Source organism: Parachlamydia acanthamoebae (genome assembly GCF_000875975.1).
Classification (GTDB): domain Bacteria; phylum Chlamydiota; class Chlamydiia; order Chlamydiales; family Parachlamydiaceae; genus Parachlamydia; species Parachlamydia acanthamoebae.
The window spans coordinates 1-19,931 of record NZ_BAWW01000039.1; the positions used below are offsets into that span (position 1 = coordinate 1).

General features: G+C 38.7%; 16 protein-coding genes and 1 pseudogene. 12 read left to right on the forward strand and 5 right to left on the reverse strand.

Going from position 1 to position 19,931, the window contains the following annotated elements; genetic code table 11:
- The 11 genes and pseudogenes from AOM43_RS08110 to AOM43_RS08165 form a co-directional block, all read left to right on the forward strand.
- On the forward strand, window positions 1-1,103 hold a 1,103-nt coding region (locus AOM43_RS08110), incomplete at its 5' end, for an RHS repeat domain-containing protein (RefSeq protein WP_161792764.1).
- 12 nt (window positions 1,104-1,115) lie between these two features.
- On the forward strand, window positions 1,116-1,370 hold the full coding sequence (locus AOM43_RS08115; protein WP_006341986.1) for an Imm32 family immunity protein: 255 nt from the start codon (window positions 1,116-1,118) through the stop codon (window positions 1,368-1,370).
- 76 nt (window positions 1,371-1,446) lie between these two features.
- A pseudogene (locus AOM43_RS13065) lies at window positions 1,447-2,179 on the forward strand (IS5 family transposase).
- 1,063 nt (window positions 2,180-3,242) lie between these two features.
- Entirely contained in the window at window positions 3,243-8,696 is a 5,454-nt protein-coding gene (locus AOM43_RS08125; protein ID WP_059359823.1) for an RHS repeat-associated core domain-containing protein, read from the forward strand.
- Window positions 8,693-9,226 (forward strand): hypothetical protein, encoded by a 534-nt coding sequence (locus AOM43_RS08130; RefSeq protein WP_059359825.1) that lies wholly within the window; start codon window positions 8,693-8,695, stop codon window positions 9,224-9,226. Before AOM43_RS08125 ends, AOM43_RS08130 begins: the two co-directional genes overlap by 4 nt.
- A gap of 34 nt (window positions 9,227-9,260) precedes the next feature.
- Complete coding sequence (locus AOM43_RS08135; RefSeq protein WP_036746369.1) at window positions 9,261-9,524, forward strand: hypothetical protein; 264 nt, start codon at window positions 9,261-9,263, stop codon at window positions 9,522-9,524.
- Between the two features lie 295 nt (window positions 9,525-9,819).
- Window positions 9,820-10,356: a hypothetical protein gene (locus AOM43_RS08145; RefSeq protein WP_006341774.1), complete on the forward strand. Its 537-nt coding sequence runs from the start codon at window positions 9,820-9,822 to the stop codon at window positions 10,354-10,356.
- 194 nt (window positions 10,357-10,550) lie between these two features.
- Window positions 10,551-11,048 carry a hypothetical protein gene (locus AOM43_RS08150; RefSeq protein WP_226987455.1) on the forward strand — a complete coding sequence of 166 codons (498 nt, stop codon included), beginning with the start codon at window positions 10,551-10,553 and terminating at the stop codon, window positions 11,046-11,048.
- Window positions 11,049-11,100: 52 nt separating this feature from the next.
- Window positions 11,101-11,676, forward strand: a complete 576-nt coding sequence (locus AOM43_RS08155) for a hypothetical protein (RefSeq protein WP_059359830.1) — start codon at window positions 11,101-11,103, stop codon at window positions 11,674-11,676.
- Window positions 11,677-11,701: 25 nt separating this feature from the next.
- Entirely contained in the window at window positions 11,702-12,226 is a 525-nt protein-coding gene (locus AOM43_RS08160; protein WP_226987461.1) for a hypothetical protein, read from the forward strand.
- Window positions 12,227-12,271: 45 nt separating this feature from the next.
- Window positions 12,272-12,823 (forward strand): hypothetical protein, encoded by a 552-nt coding sequence (locus tag AOM43_RS08165; RefSeq protein WP_226987456.1) that lies wholly within the window; start codon window positions 12,272-12,274, stop codon window positions 12,821-12,823.
- 25 nt (window positions 12,824-12,848) lie between these two features.
- Here AOM43_RS08165 and AOM43_RS08170 read toward each other — a convergent pair whose 3' ends face one another.
- Genes AOM43_RS08170 through AOM43_RS08185 form a run of 4 tightly spaced genes read right to left on the reverse strand, consistent with a single transcriptional unit; the run spans window position 12,849 to window position 16,377 of the window.
- On the reverse strand, window positions 12,849-14,585 hold the full coding sequence (locus tag AOM43_RS08170) for a HEAT repeat domain-containing protein (protein ID WP_006341989.1): 1,737 nt from the start codon (window positions 14,583-14,585) through the stop codon (window positions 12,849-12,851).
- Window positions 14,582-15,136: an isochorismatase family protein gene (locus tag AOM43_RS08175; protein ID WP_013925337.1), complete on the reverse strand. Its 555-nt coding sequence runs from the start codon at window positions 15,134-15,136 to the stop codon at window positions 14,582-14,584. The genes AOM43_RS08170 and AOM43_RS08175 overlap by 4 nt, the downstream gene beginning before the upstream one ends.
- A gap of 21 nt (window positions 15,137-15,157) precedes the next feature.
- Window positions 15,158-15,490 (reverse strand): histidine triad nucleotide-binding protein, encoded by a 333-nt coding sequence (locus AOM43_RS08180; RefSeq protein WP_006341991.1) that lies wholly within the window; start codon window positions 15,488-15,490, stop codon window positions 15,158-15,160.
- Entirely contained in the window at window positions 15,487-16,377 is an 891-nt protein-coding gene (locus AOM43_RS08185; protein ID WP_006341992.1) for an MYG1 family protein, read from the reverse strand. The genes AOM43_RS08180 and AOM43_RS08185 overlap by 4 nt, the downstream gene beginning before the upstream one ends.
- Window positions 16,378-16,946: 569 nt before the next feature.
- Between AOM43_RS08185 and AOM43_RS08190 the strand changes: the two genes are divergently transcribed.
- Window positions 16,947-19,076: an LOG family protein gene (locus AOM43_RS08190; protein WP_006341993.1), complete on the forward strand. Its 2,130-nt coding sequence runs from the start codon at window positions 16,947-16,949 to the stop codon at window positions 19,074-19,076.
- A gap of 3 nt (window positions 19,077-19,079) precedes the next feature.
- On the opposite strand, the gene AOM43_RS08195 is transcribed toward AOM43_RS08190, so the two are convergent.
- A complete protein-coding gene (locus AOM43_RS08195; protein ID WP_013925338.1) occupies window positions 19,080-19,928 on the reverse strand; it encodes a hypothetical protein in 849 nt (282 codons plus the stop codon).
- Window positions 19,929-19,931 lie beyond the last annotated feature (3 nt).

A 19,931-nucleotide genomic window follows, 5' to 3' on the forward strand; every position in this document is an offset into this window, starting at 1 on the left:
TAACTAACTTTACAGGGCATGTTCAAGTTCTTTTAAACTCTAAAGGTGAACCTGTCGATATCTATCGCTACACGGCTTTCGGAGAAGAAACCATCTTTGATCCATCTGGGGATGCTAAAGATCCGACAACATCTTGGCGTTTTTGTTCCAAACGAACTGATCCAGAAACGGACCTGATTTATTTTGGCAGACGTTACTATGACCCTCAAATAGCTCGTTGGATCACTGCTGATCCCCTTGGTTATGAAGCCGGACCTAATCTATATGCATATGTAAATAACAGTCCTTTAACTAGTATTGATTTATTTGGTCTTTCAGAGTGGTCTGAATTTGAAAAAGAGCAGACATTACAAGAAATGCAAGATCGAGAAACTGGATATCAGGCGAGCAAAAATTTTATTAAGGGTGTTTATAACCGACTTACAAAGGACTATTCAAATGCTCCCCCAGAAATTCTGAATGGGGAATGTTACGATAATTATTCTGCTGGCAAATTAGGTGAATATACTGTCGATGGAATATTTTTAGCAGCGGATGCCGCATTGCTGTATAGCGGCGCTGGGTTAGCCTATAACCTAGGTTCTTTTGCATTAAAAAAAGGTACACAAAGAGTGATGCTGCAAGGAATGCAAAAAATTTTGAAAGCAGAAATACTAGAAACTGCGTCGCAGGGATTTAGAAAAGCAGCAACGGCGGAGGCAAATGTCTTACTTGCAAAAGCAGCAGCCATAACTTCACCTACAGCAACAAACACTATTACAGCTACTAAGCATTTATTCCAAAAAACAATTTTATCGAAAAAAAGTACGGTTAGAACATTAGATGCAATAAGTGAACTTGGTCTTAAGAATGGGATGAGATTACCAACAAATAAAGTCTTAGAAATGGCAGAAAAATTTTTGGGAATCGGTTATAAAGAAGCAATTGCAGGAAGTGGGAGATTTGTATCAGCAGATGGCAAAAGAGTTTTTAGAATGGGGTTAAATGACCTATTAGGAAAACACTCAGGAGGACCTCATGTTAATTTTGAACTTTTAGTTCCAAATCTTAAAACAGGAAAGGTCAAAGTTGGCAGAAAAGCTCACATTTATTTAACTGATTAAGAAGGATTAAAAATGGAAATAAAATTAGAAGTGCCAGATTATGGTGAAGATGGATTTATATATAAGTGGGAGCCTGATTCTGAAATTGAAGTTAAGTTCCAAGATAATGTAGTTATTGTAATAGCAAATTCATCAGGTTTAAAATCTTTGGCAAATCACCTTTTGAATTTAGCTCAAGAAAATGTCCCTCAATATTATTATTTTAATTTAGATGAATACAATTCTCTCGAAAAAGGCTCTATTGAATTAATCGTTCAAAAAAAATAAAAAGTAAGACTTTAACTACAGTGTGCCGTCAATTAAGTGATTGACTAGATCATGTAGATATCGAATAAACTAAACGATTTCAAGGAGTTGTTTATTGAGAGATGATCAATGGGAACGGATCAAAGATTTATTGCCTGGACGAGAGGGGATGTTGGGTGTATTGTTAAAGATAATCTTGAATCGGTGCTCTACCGGTATCTAGCAGGTATGTCCTTTAGAGACTAGCCAGAGAGATTTGAGATTGGAAAAATATCCACCGAAGATGGAGCAGGTGGGCTACGAGCGATATTTGGGAAAAAATGTTCAAATATTTAGCCACTGATGCCGATAATGAATACGTGATGATTGATTCTACAATTGTGTGAGCGCATCAATATAGTGTTGGTGCAATAGCGAAGAACCAAGCCATAGGAAAGAGCAAAGGAGGGCTAAGCGCCAAAATTCATGCTACAACAGATGCTTTAGGCAATCCGACCAGTTCTGCTTTAACTCCAGGGAAAGCTCATGATCTAGATGGAGCTGATCTACAACTATCTGAAATCCAGGCTAAAATTGTTATTGCTGATAAAGCATTTAGCGCCGAAGACAGGATAATTCTTCCATTGAAGAAGGCTGGCAAAGGCATCGTAATTCCATCAAAGAGTAATGCTAAAGAACTGAGAGATTATGACAAGCATCTCTATAATTCTAGGCATCTTATTGAGAATTTTTTTTGCCAAGTTAAAAAATACCGAGGGATTGCCACTCGTTATGATAAAACTGTTCGAAACTTTTTATCCGCCATTTATTTAGCAGCTTCTGTGATATGACTTAATTGACGACACGCCTAGCTTTCGAGAGCAATTGCAGTCAGGTAGCAATCTCCCAAGATTTGATGCTCGACTTAGCGGGTGAAATATATTAATCCATTTACATCAAATATGGGGGCAAGGGATATGGGAACCCATATCCCTTTAGAACATATTTATAGATGAGATTGATTTATGAATGAACGCCTTAATTCACTAATAAAATTATTGCTTAATGGTTCTGCTTCCGAAAGAGGCGGTGCCGCAATGGATTTATTTTAATTTGATGACAGTAGAGCTTTAAACGCTTTAATACAAATAGCAAAAAAATGAGGAAAATCCGTGGTTTTAAATTCATGTTGAGAATCTATAGCTTCCATCTGGATCAGGCGAAACCAATTTGATAGTGAATGCTATAAAAATTTGAATAAAAATACTCAAGCAGGAGTAAAAGGGGTTGCCGAATATTTTAAACCCAAATGGAACGAGCTTTTTTAGCTAAATGCTTTATTTATTTGTCTTGTCTGATATCTGAACAGGGCTTTTTAACTAAAATTTTTTGATGCTTTTGAATAGAAAAACATTGCCAAAATTCCCTGTAAATATCCTGTACCAAAAATTGCCGCTCTCCTCACTGAAGCCAGTCCTCTTTCTGGATCCTTCACTACAGTCCATGTTCATTGCCAAGCGACGAAACACCCTCATATTCTCTGCACTGTTTCCTCTATCTGTCAGTGTAATCCTCTTCAAAAAATCACATCAGCTACCCAATGACATTTGTTCTCGATACTCCAATGTTGTCGGATCCATTTAGCAAAATCTTTGGCAGATTTTTGTCTCATTGGCCTGACTTTGATCAAGCAGGCTAGGTTCTTCCATTTGCTATTTTGATAATTCCAATCTCGCCATTTCTGTTCCCATTTGTAATTGACAAATAGAATACTTCAGATGGTGACATTTTTACTTTGCACAAGTGGTGACATTTTCACGTTGCATTTACAAAAAAATATTTTTTATTGACACCAATTTTAAAATTTAATATAAAATTGTGCCATTTGAAGAATTTCAACTTCACAGGCACTTCATGAATCGATTAATTCGCTTACTTCTTCCCTTATTTCTCACTGTATTTCCTCTCTTTTCGGAAGAATTTAAAGAGGTAAAACTTCTTCCAAAATCAAATGAAGATTATGAAACACGTGTGACGCAAGCCAATTTTTCAGGTGTCCCCAATGCTTTTGTGGGAGGAATGGTCAATGCGGTTACAGGGGATTTGGCCTTATATGAAGTTGATTTAGTTATTCCAGGCCCCACCCCCATAACGTTTGAACGCTCATACAGCAGTTCCTTTAATAAAAATGGAACCCTTGAATTAGGTTGGAATCTCAACCACTTAACTCGCATAAAAAAGCAACAAGGAAATGCCGTCACTTTAAATGAGGGACAAGGGGCCTTAACGGTATTCCAACGCAGACAAGAAAATGATGAAAAATTCTATGTCTCAAAGCAATCGATCGATCAAGGAATGACAAATTGTGGAAAAGGAGAGATTAGCGGGCGCACGAATACAAAAAATACATATTTAACCCGTAGTAAACTTAAAGAGGGAGGAATCAGACACTACAGGCTTTATGATGGCTCAGGATTACACCATCTCTACAAGAAACTCGATCATTCTCATAATATCAATTACCTCCTAAAACGCACCACTTTTCCAAATGGAAATCTTCTATACTACGATTACAACAAAGACCATGAAATTGCATATTGCTCCCTAAAAAGTGGCACCCAACACTTAACAGGTTTTGGCTTTACCTATGAAAAATACGATATCCACTGTCGCACTAATGTAAACCTAGACGATGGACGCCACATTCATTACCTGTTTTACAAAATTAATGGAGAGTGGTGTTTAAAGAAAGTGGATCGGCCAGATGGCTTAAGTTTGCATTATGAATACCAGAATGGGAAATATGATCGCTTTCCACGTATTAGCAGAAGATGGCTATCATTCACGCGTTATACGGATATCCATTACTGGATGAAAAATGACCCCGTCAGCGACGGCAAAGTTCTTAAGTCGCATGACCGTCAAAGATTTCGTGTAAAATCCCTTGCAGAGCCTGTGGGAGCTGATGATCAACCCATCCAAACCTATCGCTTTCAATATTACCTTAACGCAGAAAACCTAGGTGGACGAACCGAAGTTTTTGACGTTAACTCTAGCAAAACCATTTATTATTACAATGAATTTCAACGTCTTACAGCTCTCGACTACTACGGAGATCGCTCGGATCCCTATCGAAAAGAAAGATTATACTGGGGAAAAGACGCCGACGCAGGAAATGTGATTGCTCAGACCATCTCAGGACCAGAAAATGCATTTAGCATCATCCACTCATTTAATTACGACTCCGCAGGCAACCCCATTGAAGAAGCCTTCCACGGAAATTTAACAGGAAAAAATACGATTTCGCCAAATATTGGAAGCGATGGAAAAACTATAAAAAATGGATGTGAATCTCACACCATTTACCGAACCTTCAGTAATGATCGGTTTAATTTAAAGCTATCCGAAACCGAAGGCCCCCAAAAAAACGTTTATATTTATTACAAAGATAAAGACTTACTCAAAACCAAATTTTCCTATGACAACTCCACTCTTAAATCACGCAATTTCTATGAATATAATAGCCGTGGCTTTTTGACTCGAGAAATTATCGATGACGCCACAACAGATACTAAAAATGATCTAACCAACGCAACACAACGCATTATTCGTGAGTTTTCCGAAAGAACCCAAGCTCCATTTGGTCTCACAGAAGAAGAAAAACTCATTTACACTGATCCCAATGGGAATGAAATTTGTGTAAAAAGAATTCGTAATCTCCATAACTCCATCGGAAAACTCTATGAACAACATCATTATGACATTGGAGACAACTTACGTTATCGCTTGCATTGGGAATATGATGCACGCGGAAATATCATTCGAGCCGTCAATGCAAACGGAGAAGAAACATTACGCCAATATGATGAACTCAATCAACTAGTCTATGAACAAGGTCCAAATAAGGCCTTCCACGTGGAATACTCTTACGATTGTGTGGGCAGACTAACTTCGGCTACAACCGTCGATCACAGCACCAATCAACGCTATATCATTAGGCATCAATATGATAAGCGAGGCAATCGCATCTCATCCACAGACTGGTATGGGAATCAAACCCATTATGAATACGATCGATTTGATCGCCTTGTCAAAACAACCCATCCCTCAATTCCTTCTGCTAATGGACAGCTATTTAGGCCTGAAGAAAGGATCGAGTACAATGCCTTAGGTCATATCACTAAAATAACGAATGGCAACGGATACTCTATCGATCAAAAAAATACCATCAGAGGCAAGCCCTTTGAGATCAATTATCCCGACGGTTCCTCTGAGAGGATGACCTACAATTTAGATGGAACCCTTCAAGAAACTATCGATAAAAATGGGATGACCACCCGTTATAGCCATGATTATCAAAAACGTCCCATCCAAATCGAATACATTGCCTCCACAGGAGAAAGCCTCGGCATTCATACCAAAGAATACTCTGCCTTTCACCTGATTCGGGAAATCGATGCGGAAGGCCACGTCACTTCCTACGAATATGATCGTTTAGGACGCCCTAAAGCCGTCATAAAAGCAGATGCAGCGATTTACAACACTTATGATGCTCTTGGAAGAAAAGATACCGTAAAAACATTTTACGGAGACACCTCAGGCGATTATACATTAGAAGTTTTTGAATATGATTCAAAAGATCGTATCGTTGCAGAAAGGACAGAAGATGATCAAGGAAATATCCTGCGCAAACAAACCTATGTTTATGATGCCAGCGGCAATAAATTACAAGTCAGCACCTATTCAGATGCCGGTGTGGGAACAACATATTTCACTTATGATTTTAATAATCAGCCCACAAAAATCGTCGATCCGGACAACAACATCACCTTGATCAATTATCGATATGACTATCGAGATGCTTATAACATGGTCGTCCCCTATTCTGAATCAATTGATCCTCAAGGAAATGTCACCATTAGCATAGGCAATGCGCGTGGAAAGACTGCCAAAATTCAGAAAAAGAATGGAATGGGTCAAGTCATTCAGGAAAGAGATTTTTTCTATGACGGTGCCGGACAGCTCATCCAGACACAAGAAAAAGTCTTTAAGCTAGATGCGTATGATAGACAAGTCGTAACGCAATGGACCTATGATCCGATCGGTCAAATGACAAGCTGCATAGAAGCTGTCGGAACTCCAGAGCAAAAAACCACCTGCCATGCTTACAATAACTGCAGCCAGAAAGTCGTCACATACAAGCCAGATGGAAATCAAATCGCCTATGCCTACGATGCCAAAGGCCGCTTAGCAACAGTCACATCAACAGACCAAACCATCAGCTATGCCTACACTTACAATTTGAATGATATCCCCATTTTGGTAGAGGATTTAATTCATCAAACGCAAAGTCAAAAAACCTATGACAGTAACAACAATCTCATTGAAGAAATACTAGGCAATGGAATCAAACTCTCGTACGCGTACGATCGACAAGGAAGACTTCTGGCAACCACCTTGCCAGATCAAAGCTCAATCGTCTATATGTATAATGCCGTTGATCTCCTTGCAGTCAAAAGGCTCTCATCATCAGGAGAAAAGCAATACGAGCAAACCTATCAATATGATTTAGGCGGAAATCTTAGGGAAAAGCAACTCCCCTTCAATTTAGGAACCGTTACGCAAAGTTACGACTTGCTCAATCGACATCGCTCGATACAGTCCTCTTATTTTAGTGAGCTAGATGTTCAGTACGATTCCGTAGGAAATTTGACCTCACAGCTGTTTAAAGATCCCATAGGTGAAACTCCATGTAAATACAGCTATGATCACCTTTACCAACTTAGCCGTGAAGATTCCGTTTCTTCACATACCTATCAACATGACTCGCTCTTAAATCGATTTACAAAAGACGAACAAATCTTTGATTATAATTCTCTAAATCAACTCTTAGGCGACAAATTGGGTGCTTATACCTACGATCGCAATGGCAATCTAGCCGAGAAGTATGATCAAAAATATGCCTACGATGCTTGGGATCGCTTAATTTCTGTCACGACGGAAAATAACCGATTTACCTATGTGTACGATGACTTAAATAGACGCCTTTGTAAAGAAGCCGCACGATGGGATCCCTTCACAAATGAATGGACAGCCGAGGAAAAGCAATATTTTCTCTACCAAGGGGAAAATGAGATCGGTTCTTGTGATGCAGATTACAACATGCAGGAATTACGCGTCCTTGGAAGTGGTAGAGGGGCAGAAATTGGAGCTTCCATTGCATTAGAAATCGGAGGAGAAACCTACATTCCCCTTTGTAATTTCGCAGGAAATACGCAAGTCTTGCTGAATACTTCAGGAGAACCCGTCGACATCTATCGCTATACGGCTTTTGGAGAAGAAGTCACTCTAGATGCATCCGGTGCTACGAAAAACCCAACTACGGCCTGGCGATTCAGCTCTAAACGATATGACCCTGAGACTGGTTTCATATATTTTGGGAGACGTTACTACGATCCTAAGATAGCAAGATGGATCACCGCTGACCCTCTTAGCTTCGATGCAGGACCCAATCTCTACGCATATGTCAATAATAGCCCGCTCACACATATTGATCTCTACGGTCTGTGGGGATTTGATTGGGCTGACGATCGACATGAGCGAAAAACGCGCGATAGAATTACCACAAATGTTACTAATTATAGTAAGTCCAGAGAAAGAAGTGAAGAACAAGTAGTAGCTCATTCAAAAGGTGGTATTTCCGCATTTGAAACACTCTTTCCTAGTAGTGAGCCTGTTCAAAATTATGATTTGACCGATAGGGTTAATCCAGATACTTCTCATGTCGCAATATGTTGCATGTTTGGTGTTAATACAACGCTTGCAAATGCAAAAGAAAATTTAGGTCATATTGGAAAAGGAGACAATACTGAAAAATTTTCTGGTCTTCATAACCCAACCAGAGGATTGCTATTGGATGGAGTTGAATACTTATTAGGATTAGGCGGCTATAAAACAGAACCTGTACAAGCTCTTCACAATAGATGGAATGCTTACTTTGCTATAGCTAAGCAAGATGAATTTTTTTTAATGATTGGCCATAGTCAAGGAGTACTGCATATTCGCAATGGATTAAACACATATAACAAAATCCTACGTCAACGTATATATGTTGTTGGAATTGCGCCAGGAGCATATGTGGATCCCAATACTTGTGCTAAAGTTGTGCATTATAGAGTGCCATCCTACAGAGATGGAGTACCAAGAGTCGATATTCTCGGAGCTATACGAGCCAAGGATACCATAGTAGATATCCAATCTCACCCTGATGCCGCATTCTTTGATCATAGCTTCAGGAGTCCTTCTTATAAAAAAGTTTTGAAACACCATGTAGCCACCTTCATTAACTCAGGATATAAAGATATATGAAAATTTTGCTAACATTAATTACGACATTTATTCCTATTTTTGGAAATTGTTTATGGGAATTAAAGCCATCAGCCGATAAGTTTGTAGGCCAAATCTTACAAGCATCAGCCAACTTAATTAAACAAAAATTTCACTTGCACCCTTGTGGAACGATTATTGCAATGCCGGATGGGGTAGTTAAAGAATTAGGTTTATGTTTTACTACACACGAGAAACTTTCCGAAGAACAGCTCAGAAGCCTTGTGATTGATTGCGCGACTGAACTATTAAATCAAATCAATAACAATCCCAATATTCAACCTTTTTTAGTGAAAAGACCTTTCACGATTAAAGAAACCCAAATCATCATATACAACGAAAATAAAGATAGACGAATAGAGATCTACTATCCTGACACATCAAGCGTTCAGATATTAAAAGGCATTTTGTCAATCAGAAAACAAAGCCCTGAATCTAAAAAAATTGAATACTTTTTGGAAGAAACATACGAAGAAGCCATGGAAAAATTAAATAAAAAGACATCACATTAAACTTAATTACCGATGTCTTTGAGGCCTTTCTTGGATGGATAGGCATTGGAACGACGCCGTCTCGCTTCGCTTGCTATGCGATGAATGGAGAAAATTTCATGAAATAGCCCCTTCAGGAGTAAAAATTCTTCAATTTTGCACAAGCCAAGGCGCAGTTCTTGTAAAGAATGCGCTAAAAGCTTCACCGCAAGCAATTAGAGATAGAGTCTTAGTTGTTGCTATGGCTCCGACAGATTACATTAAGCCAGGCATGTCCGCTGAAGCTCTGCATTATATAGTCAAGGAGCTATTCATGTAAGAAATGCACTATTAAGTTATAACAAAGAATTGAGAAATAGAATTCTTGTTTTAGCAATTGCCCCTGCAGCTTATATTAGCAAAAGTATTTGTGCCAATGTTCAGCATTATCGAGCAAAAGCATGGAGAGATTTAGTTCCCAGAGTTGATATTCTTGGCGCACGAAGAAATCGAAAAACTATAACAACACTTGATTCACATCCTGATGCAGAGTAGTTTGATCATTCTTTTACAAGTCCTACATATGAAAACGTAATAAAAGATCATTTACAAAATGACATAACCAAGCAAACTTTATGAAATATTTATTTTTTTTGCTGCTTTCTTCAATTGTTATTTTTGGAGGATGCTCTTACCCTTATTTGGATGACTCGCCGTATTATGAAGAAGAAGAAGCTTTTTTTGACAAAATCCGAAAAACAGGAAGACATTTTGCATCTAAATACAACATAACATTTGCCGGACAAACAGCTACATCCCCAAGAGGAATTTTAGAGAGGGCAGGTCTGGTTTTCACCACAAGAGAGCCTTTTAGCAAAGAAATGCTTCGCCGATTCCTAGTTGAATGCTCGATTGAATTACTTGCTCAAATGAATTCTAATGCTAATGTACAACCATTTGTAGAACAATTTCCACTAACCATTAGGAATATTAAAATATTAATATACAACAAAGACAAAGATAACCGAGATGTCTTTACTCCAGAAATGTCCTCCGCTTCAATCACGAATGGAATTCTCTTGTATCGCTATTGGACCCAAGGTTTTTTAAGCGTAGATAAAGAGCAAGAAGAAACCTTTGAAGAGGCATTAGAAAAAATATATGACAATTAAGCACACATCCCTAGTTGATTTTCTTGGTGCACTACAAAATCGAGGAACAATAAAAACCCTTGATTCACATCCAAGCACAGATTGGTTTGATCTCTCTTTTATAAGCCCCGTATACAAAAAATAAGCAAATAGCATTTAGATAACTACACAACGAATAAAACACGATGAAATATCTATGTATCTTATTTTCTTTATTGATTTTTGTTTTTCAAGGATGTTCCCTTAATAGTTATGAAAGTTCCCCTTATTTTAAAGAAGAAGAGCTCTTTTTAGATAAAATTCGAAAAACAGGAATACGTTTTGCCTCTAAATATAATATAACATTTGCAGGGCAAACCACAACTTCTCCAGGAGGAATTATAGAACGTGCGGGTTTGATTTTTACCACCAAAGAAAATTTTAGCAAAGAATTGCTACGTCAGATTTTGGTAGACTGTTCAATGGAACTTCTCAGCCAAATGAATTCGAATCCAAACGTACAGCCTTTTGTAGAAAGGTTTCCTCTTACTATTAGAAACGTTAAAATCGTCATTCATAACAAAGACAAAACAAATAGAGATATTTTTTTTCCCGATACTTCAACAGCTAGCTTAGAAAATGGACTACTTTTATTTGATTCAATGACACGTGGTTTACTAAAAATTGAAGAAAAGTCTCAAGAAACCTTTGAAGAAGCTTTAAAAAAGCTTTGAAAATTAAACGAACAAACAAACATTAAAAACACAAATATTTTACAGGTGAAACATGAAAATCCTACTAATTTTTATTGCATTAATTACCACTATAACAGTTGAGTGCTCGATATTTTTAAGCGGCGCTTCAAAAGAAAACATTTATCTAAATCAAATTTTAAACCAAGCAACTACAATAATTAAACAAAAACACGACTTATACCCTTGCGGAACGATTATTGCAATGCCGGATGGGTTAGTCAAAGAATTAGGTTTATGTTTTAATACACACGAGAAACTTTCCGAAGAACAGCTCAGAAGCCTTGTAATTGATTGCGCGACTGAACTATTAAATCAAATTAATAACAATCCCAATATTCAACCTTTTTTAGTGAAAAGACCTTTCACGATTAAAGAAACCCAAATCATCATATACAACGAAAATAAAGATAGACGAATAGAGATCTACTATCCTGACACGTCAAGCGTACAGATATTAAAAGGCATTTTGTCAATTAGAAAACAAAGCCCAGAATCCAAAAAAATTGAATACTTTTTGGAAGAAACATACGAAGAAGCCTTAGAAAAAATAAAAATGGCATCTTTAAACGATACAGGCATTCCAAAATGCAACACTGATACGCAGTAATAAAATTGATGAAACATTTGTGGTGATGCTCAATTGTCTAGCTAGAAGCCAGATAGATTTTATTCCTCTAATTGATTTTTTTTGGATGGGAAAATTAAAAGAGCAACGACGATTCTTAATCCAGTCTTACGTGACTTGGTACTTTATGATATTTTTATTTATATTGCTGATTTTTACAACTGGCTGCACTTATCCCACCAAAGACTATTTTTCCATTCCAAAAGAAGATCTAATAATAGAGGATCTACTTAGCAAAACCGAAAAAAAAATTGTAAAAAAATATGGCAATAAGCTCAAGTTTTGTGGGATTCACGTCATAAATACCGGTGATTTTATCGAAAGAATTTGTTTAATGTTTAATACTCGTCAACCTCTTTCAAAAGAAGAATTACGTGAAATACTTGTAGAAAGTGCTCATGAACTTTTGTACCAAGTTAATAATTGCATAAGCATTCTTCCATATCTGAAAAATATACCATTCGGCATTGAAGATATTCAAATTGTGATTTTCAATAATTACTGTGATGGCAGAAGTGTTTTACACATATGAAGAAGCTTTAGAAATAATGAACTCTCCACAAACTGACGGCCAAAAATGAAAGTAACATTCCCCTTTATCATTTCAATCTCATTGATTCTAACAGGATGCACTCCTCTAGATGAATGCGTGTGGATGCCGGAAACTTTTTTATCCGATTCCATTGTGCGTTCTGCAAATGCCCTAATTGAAGAGAAATTCGCTCTAATTCCATGCGGATCGAGCACCGAAACCTCTAACTACCAGATAGAAAAGATCTCCTTATCTTTTACTTCGCTAACCCCCCTTTCTCTTGAAGAACTAAGAAAACTTTTAATGCGTTGTTCAGAGGAAATAGTCCATTTGATCAATTCTCAAGAAACTTACTGCCTGTTCCTGAAAAATATTCCTTTCTCACAGGAAGATTTAAAGATTGCCATTCATAATTGCAGAACAGATGATAATGAAGATCCTTCTCAAATCATTTTCGCAATTCTATCAGGGCAAGTTTTAACGTATCAAAGCAATGAGTCCAAATACACTGAAACCTATGACAGAGCAATCAAAAAGATTTTCACCGGGGCTTCAGGAACTGACCTAAGTGAAGATTACTCATCCGAAGATGAATAAATTTTATGGACAAATGTATGCCCTTTTAATGGTATAGGCATTGTAAAAGAGAAGATGCCGCAATGATCCGCAATGATTGAAAAGGCTCTTCCAATTGCTCGATCAAAAAGGGAATGGATGTCTCGGATCCAACTCTTCCCAATCCTTCCAAGATTTTTTCTTTCAGATCGCGCGATGCCTGCGGATAGGCTGCTTGCAGGGTATTGATCGCTTTCTCCCCTCTTCCCCATAGGGCTAAGATTAAGGCGGCTTGAATGTGGATTTGGGGATCTGGATCATCAATTAAGGTTTCAATGATGGATAATGCTTCTTCGTCACCTTCTGTCAAAAGCAGGATGGATGCCATCCCCGATACACCCCATCGCTTTTCTTTTAAGAAATGTTTGATGGCTTCTTGTGCTTTTGGGGATTCCATAATGGCCAAAATATTTAGAATCTCTAAGCGGGTGGATTGATCTACGCTTTCAGGGTAGCATGGAATGTCTTCATCGTGTTTGATTGTACTTGCTGCTAAAGCTTTAAATACCCCAAATTCTTCCCACATCCATCTTTCAGGGTGTTCCTTCAAGCCTTCTTCTAAGATCGCACAGGCTTTCTCAACGTCAATTTGCTGATGGATAAGCCCTAACGCTGCATTGAGTCTGACAAATGGAGCATTATCTCTCCTTAAAGCATATTGAAGGAGAGGAATTCCATATTTGCCTGTCGAGGATAATGCTCCTGCTGCTTTCACCTGAATTTCTTGCTCAGGATTCTTTAATAACTGCTTAAAAACAATTTCTCCCTGTGGATGTTCTGTCAACACCAAAATCCAAGCGGCTGGTATCACCACTTCAGGATCTCGATCATTCACCAATCGCAATGCACTGCGGATGGTTTGTTCACGATATTTTTCTGTTCGTCCTAATAATCCTAATACTTGCAAAGCGATTGCGCGTACTTGTGCATGTGAATCTGTTGTCAGGTATAGCATTTCGTCGAGCTCATCGATGAGAGACCATCGATAGACCAGCTGGCAGGCAAGCAAGCGCAATCCAACCCGATTGCTTCGCACGAGTTCATGTAATTGCTCATGCGAGATGGATTCCACCATGGTTGAAAGAGCGATGGCTGCAGATATTTTTTCTTCCAGCATGCTTTTATCATCTGTCAAAATCTTGATGAGATCTGGCTTTGCATCGAAAATTTTCATCTCCCCTGCTGCTTGAATGGCTTCTTGATAGACTTTCCAGTTTTTTTCCTGTCTGAGAACCAACAGAATATTTTTACACAGGATATCGTCGCGCATATTGGCTGATAACTCAACGATGGCTCTTCGAATAAATGCATTTGAATCATTAAAATGGCGGGCCAGCAGACTTACTCCTCGGGCATCTTGACTGAAAAAGGCGGCAAGAAGCGAAATCACTCTTATAATGGGTGATGATGACGCAGCTCCTTTGTGAATAACTCCCCAAGCAATTTCTTCTGAAATTTGTCTTGAATCTCGATCAGGTGCCAATTGCTGGTAGGCTTTCCAAATCGCCAATATCTCCTTTTCATCCCCTTTTGCTGACAGCGCATGGATATAAGCTTTATGAATGGGGATTGAATGGGGAAAAGCCTGAATCCCTTGTAGGGCTTCAGAACAGGCTTCATCAGTATCATTTAAAACTAAATGAGCGTGGATGCGCTTAACAATGATGTCTTCGCTCCATTCTTGCGAAGAGAGTATTTGGCTGGAATACAAACAAAGTGCTAATGCAAAGAAGATGCATTTCATTTCACAAGCTGACTAATTTGCTTAAATTCAGGTGCTGCGGCATCTTGTAATAGCTCAAACAAGACAGTTTCGACACAGCTGATCCGCGCTCCGCAATCACGCATTTCTGCAATGGCTGTGGAAAAATTGTAGATGGATCGTGAAGAAATGGCGTCATTCAACACGACAATTTCATGATTCTTAGAAAGTAAGTCTTTTGCCGTTTGCAAGACACAAATGTGGGCTTCTATTCCAATTAGAATCCATTGAGAAATTTTATGCTGATTAGCAAAATCCAAAAATGACTGCTCATTTGCACACGAAAAAGCTGTCTTTTCAACGATAGTTTGGTCCTGTGGCAAGGCATTTTTTAGCTTTGCAACGGTTTGTCCTAAGCCCTTTGGATATTGCTCTGTCACCAAAATGGGCATGTTTAAGATTTTAAATCCTTCTACAACTTGCAGCATGGCATGTAAAACTTCGCATGAGCGTTCGATATAAGGGTACAAACGTTCTTGAACATCAATGACTAACAATCCTGTTTGATGGCGCGCGAGCTTAAAATTTTGCATCATGATCCCTAAATATTTTCGTTATGCCAAATGACCTAATTGACGTCCGCCAATCAAATGAAAGTGTAAATGAAAGATTGTTTGCCCAGCTAATGGGCCATTATTTGTTAATAACCGGTATCCTTCTAGAATATCGAATTGTACGGCTAATTGCTGGGCCACTTGCACAACCTCTCCAATTAAAGGAAGATCTTCCGCAGTGACTGATTGCAAATCAGGGATTTCTTTTTTCGGAACAATTAATAAATGAACAGGAGCTGACGGATGGATATCCTTAAAAGCGATGATTCTTTCATTTTCAAATACTTTATCACAAGGCAATTCGCCATTAATGATTTTCGCAAATATGGTCATAACATCCTTTTTTCTTTGTGAAGAGTATAATCCAAAGCATTTAGTGCATCTTCACGTGTTTCCCAAACAGAAATAAAACGACCTTTGTGGCAAAAAATAGCCCCATCGATTCCGGAAATTTTCTTAAGCTCTTCATCAATCAACCCAGCCCATTCTTGTGGTAAAGGAAAACGCACATTCATCCTATCTTCATAGTTTGGTGGAATACCGCGTAATTTCCAATGGCTTCCAGAAGGCATGATTACAAACTTGGCGGGATGATTAACTCCATCGAGTTCGAAAAAAATCTCTAGCCATGGAATCCCTTTTTCGAAGATCAAGCACTCAGAGTATTTATTCATGGTTTCTTCAACCACTTGTCTGCAAGATTGTGTGTAACAATACCTTTCCCACAATCGTTTCAAATGTCCGAAAGCAAACTCCAACGCTTCAAAGAAGGCTTTATTTTGTACGTCTGGAGAAGCGTTATGTTCGATAGGAGTAAAATTCGAGACGACGTGTGAATAGGTGCATAAGCCTTGAATTTGTGGGTCATTTCCATTATCGGAAGCATCGACGCCCAGAATCAAAGCATGGTTAAAAAATTGGTATTCGTTGGTTTTGAGGATTCCCTGATCTTTTAAATAGAGTAAAATCATCCCCGCACTACTCATCATTCCTTGATATTGGACTTGATGATGGTCGAATAACTTTTGTGCGGGATCATAAATGCCGCCCACATCACAAACGTATTCACAGCGAGAGAGTTGATCGAGAGAACGGGTTCGCAGAATTTTATCTGAATCGATTAAATCAAAAAGCAAGAGCAGCGCGCACGCCGTCACCTCATCTGCATGAAATGTTCCGTCGTGAGTTCCTAAGCTTCTTGGCGCTTTTTGATCTTCCATGAGTGGCCTCAAAGTATCTGTCAGGCAAACATGACACCTTATCAATTCTTGTAGCCCTGCGGGCAATAAGATTTTGCTGCCTTCTTAAAAAATGGGCATTATGGCACAACGGGATTTTATGCAAAAGCTTAACCTGATGAGAAATTTAATTTCTGATTCCTAGATCTTTAACCCTTAAGTTATAAACAAAATATCTAATTGAAAAAATAGGACTTAGATTTTTTTTAACCTCTCCGCACATTTACACATAATACGCTTATAGTTATGCTCTTAAAGCAAAATTAATTCTGCTTACCTACATTTTCGACTGTGTTTCCCCTAGAGGATTTCACATAAAGCCATTTTTTACGAACATCTTATTAACAAAGAATCCACAAAAAAAACCGCAGAGAGTGAGGGATTTCCCAATTTAGGCGAACAAAAAGCGCTACAAAAGCTAGGTTGCCATTTCTCATAAACCTTTTTGCTCTATTTAAACAGAGCATTGCACTCTCTAAAATTACTCGTCGTAAATCTATGCTTACACTATGATGAGAAATTCTTAAAAATTACGGGTAAAAAGCTATCCTATGGAATTTGATTTTGATTATTCTTATCCAGATTTAATAACACCTGACGGCTGCATTACATCTATTAAAAAAATTGATGAAAGAACGTCTGAAGCTGTTGTCTTTATTGAGCATATTCCCCCTGTGTTTGTGGGATATCGCATAGACCCTTCGCTTGTATTCTTCAACATTAAAAGTACTTTGGCCCAATTAGGCATCGACGGAGTGAATCGATCGATTCAACTCAATCAAAAAAGTGGCTGTGCAGAAGTGCTTGTCGAACTGAAAGCTTACGGAACTCTAGCTGTAGAAATGCTCAACCTTTTAGAAATTGGTGCTTACGTTGGTAAACTTTTTGCAGCAGATGATCGTCGCAGAGTTCGCAATCCAGACTATTTATCGCGTATGTTTGGTAGAGCCGATAGATGGGGCAAGCCACTCCTTTCATTAGGTGGTTTGCATGGGAGCAATGACCTTATTTTAGAAAAAGTCGATGGACGCACCGTAGCCTATCTTTCCCTGCAGCATGGGCGCGTGCAATACGATCCAACAACTTATGGTTTTTTACCGACTATCGCAAAAGCACTCATTAGCAAAACGCCCATGCGAGATATGCTACGCTTACATCAGGAATGGAAATCCCATCTTCCAAGAAATCTCGAAGGAGACGAAATTCTGCTCGTTAAAACACTTCCTTTACATATTCGAACTGTTTTCGGAAGAGTCGTCAATGAACTCCTATCTCAAGGGTATCAACATACATCCGCATCAGTTCTTCAGCCAGATACAACTGCCTCAGGAGATATTTACGAACTATTTGGTAAAAGCGTCCGGGAAATCACCGATATTCCCCTAGAATTTTATACATTGGAACCCTATCGAGAGCATGTCTTTTTTTCCGATCGGGATCAATTGCAAATTTCTCTCGAAGATAGCAATGCCCTCTTCAAAGCATTTTCGACCGCTCCCACTCCAATTGAGAACAAAGCCTCTGTTTTTGTTGTGAAAGGTGAGCAGTTACTTTCTTTGAAACCAGAAGATTGGATAAGCCGAGAAACACGTTTTCATGACTTTCCTGGCCAAACGCAATCCAACCGCCAAGCATTGATGGTGGAAAGATATATTGAACAACAACCTGCATACCCTTTTTTAAAGGCCATTGATGCAGGCTACATCACAAGCCAAGGTATTTTATTAACCCGTTATTTCCCATCCCCTTTGATGAAGCGGATGCTATTGGGCGACCAAATTCAACGTTGCTTAAAAGGCATCTACTTTCAATATCCTTCACGCAATCATGGGATGTTTTTTTCTGCAGAAGATCGTGCTCTTTTACACGACCTCAATAAATTTGGAATTCCTGTTTATTGGGTCGATGAAATAAGTGGAAAAATTTTGCAATTCACAGAAAAAACTTCTCGAGATTCAGGGATGTTCGTTCCATTAGACCAAGTCGAGACATTTCTACGCGCAACAGTCTTTGGGATTTACGGCTCAAATCTCTTAAAAGGCAATTTCGACAAAGAATTAGAACTTCTTCTCCAAGGTGTCCTTGAAATGCGAAAAGAGATGGAACACCCTCTCTTGCACGCTGCGACTCCTTTAGCATTAGTGACGGGAGGCGGACCTGGAGCAATGGAGATTGGGAATTATGTCGCGACAAAGCTCAATATTCTATCCTGCGCAAATGTGGTCGATTTTAGGCAGAAAGATCATTCTGTCGTCAATGAGCAAAATCAAAACCCCTATGTTCAAGCTAAGATGACCTATCGGCTAGATAAGTTGGTTGAGCGTCAGGCCGAATTTCTTCTCGATTTCCCCATCTTTTTAACCGGCGGTGTGGGCACTGATTTTGAATATTGCCTTGAAGAAGTTCGACGTAAAGTAGGCTCCATCAATCCTTCTCCAATGTTATTATTTGGTGAAAAGGAATATTGGAAAGATAAAATCACATCTCGTTTTCGCTGTAACTTAGAAAGTGGCACAATTATGGGATCTGAATGGCTAAGCAATTGCTTTTACTGCATTCAGAATGCCCAACAAGGATTAAAAGTTTATCACGAGTACTTTTCAGGAAAACTCCCGATAGGAAAAGATGGCCCTATTTACGATGAGGGATTTGTCGATACAAGCCTCCTATTCAAAGACTAAGCTCTATTGATGGGCTCTAGACTTTTGATCGTTGTAAAATGCGACGCGTAAAAAGGGAGCCAATTCGCTTTTGGGCACGAGCGCATCTAAGTGCGCAATTGGATGCTCAAATGCATTTAAGTAGTTTGGATAGCTCGTTTCCAAAATATTATGCCAATAATTTCTGGCATAGTGGGGATGTCTTTCTAAAAAACTTTGTATTTCTGCATAGGTTGGCTCCAGTGCATTAATGGCATCTCCTTCGATGAAATAGTTTTTCCAACCTTGAAAGGCTAAACGAACCACTTGTGGAAGCTGTTCTTGAGAAAGAGGATTTAAATCCTCTTCTGTAATCCGATCCATATGTTGAACCAAATCTCGATAACCTTGTGGAGCTTTTGTCCAATAGACAGGCTGCCACTCATCGGCCTCTCTCAAAAATCTTTTAAACTCTTCTTTTGGAATTACTCGCGGAGAAAACTCTGGTCTTAAAAAGAGATCCCACACGTGATAGAGAAAAATTAATTCTGGAGGCGCCACAACATATTGCTCTGCCGCGGCTGGATCCACACCCACTTTTTCTAGATATAAGAACCCTGGGAGATAGGATGTTTTTTCTTTCACATTGGCGCGCATGTGGTCGGTGAATTGCCACAAAAATAGGGACATATCCCGATTTGTCACCTGTAAAAAAGGGCTTTCTTGATATTGGAGGCTCATCTCTTGATTATACCAAGAAGAGATGAGCCACAACATAGACGACACAAGTAAAACAATACCTAACGAAATCCAAAAAGGACGTGGATTTTTCGGATATTCTTCCTGAATAAAATCCTTTTCTGAAAGCCCTTGATTATTCCCGTTAGGAGTCATGCT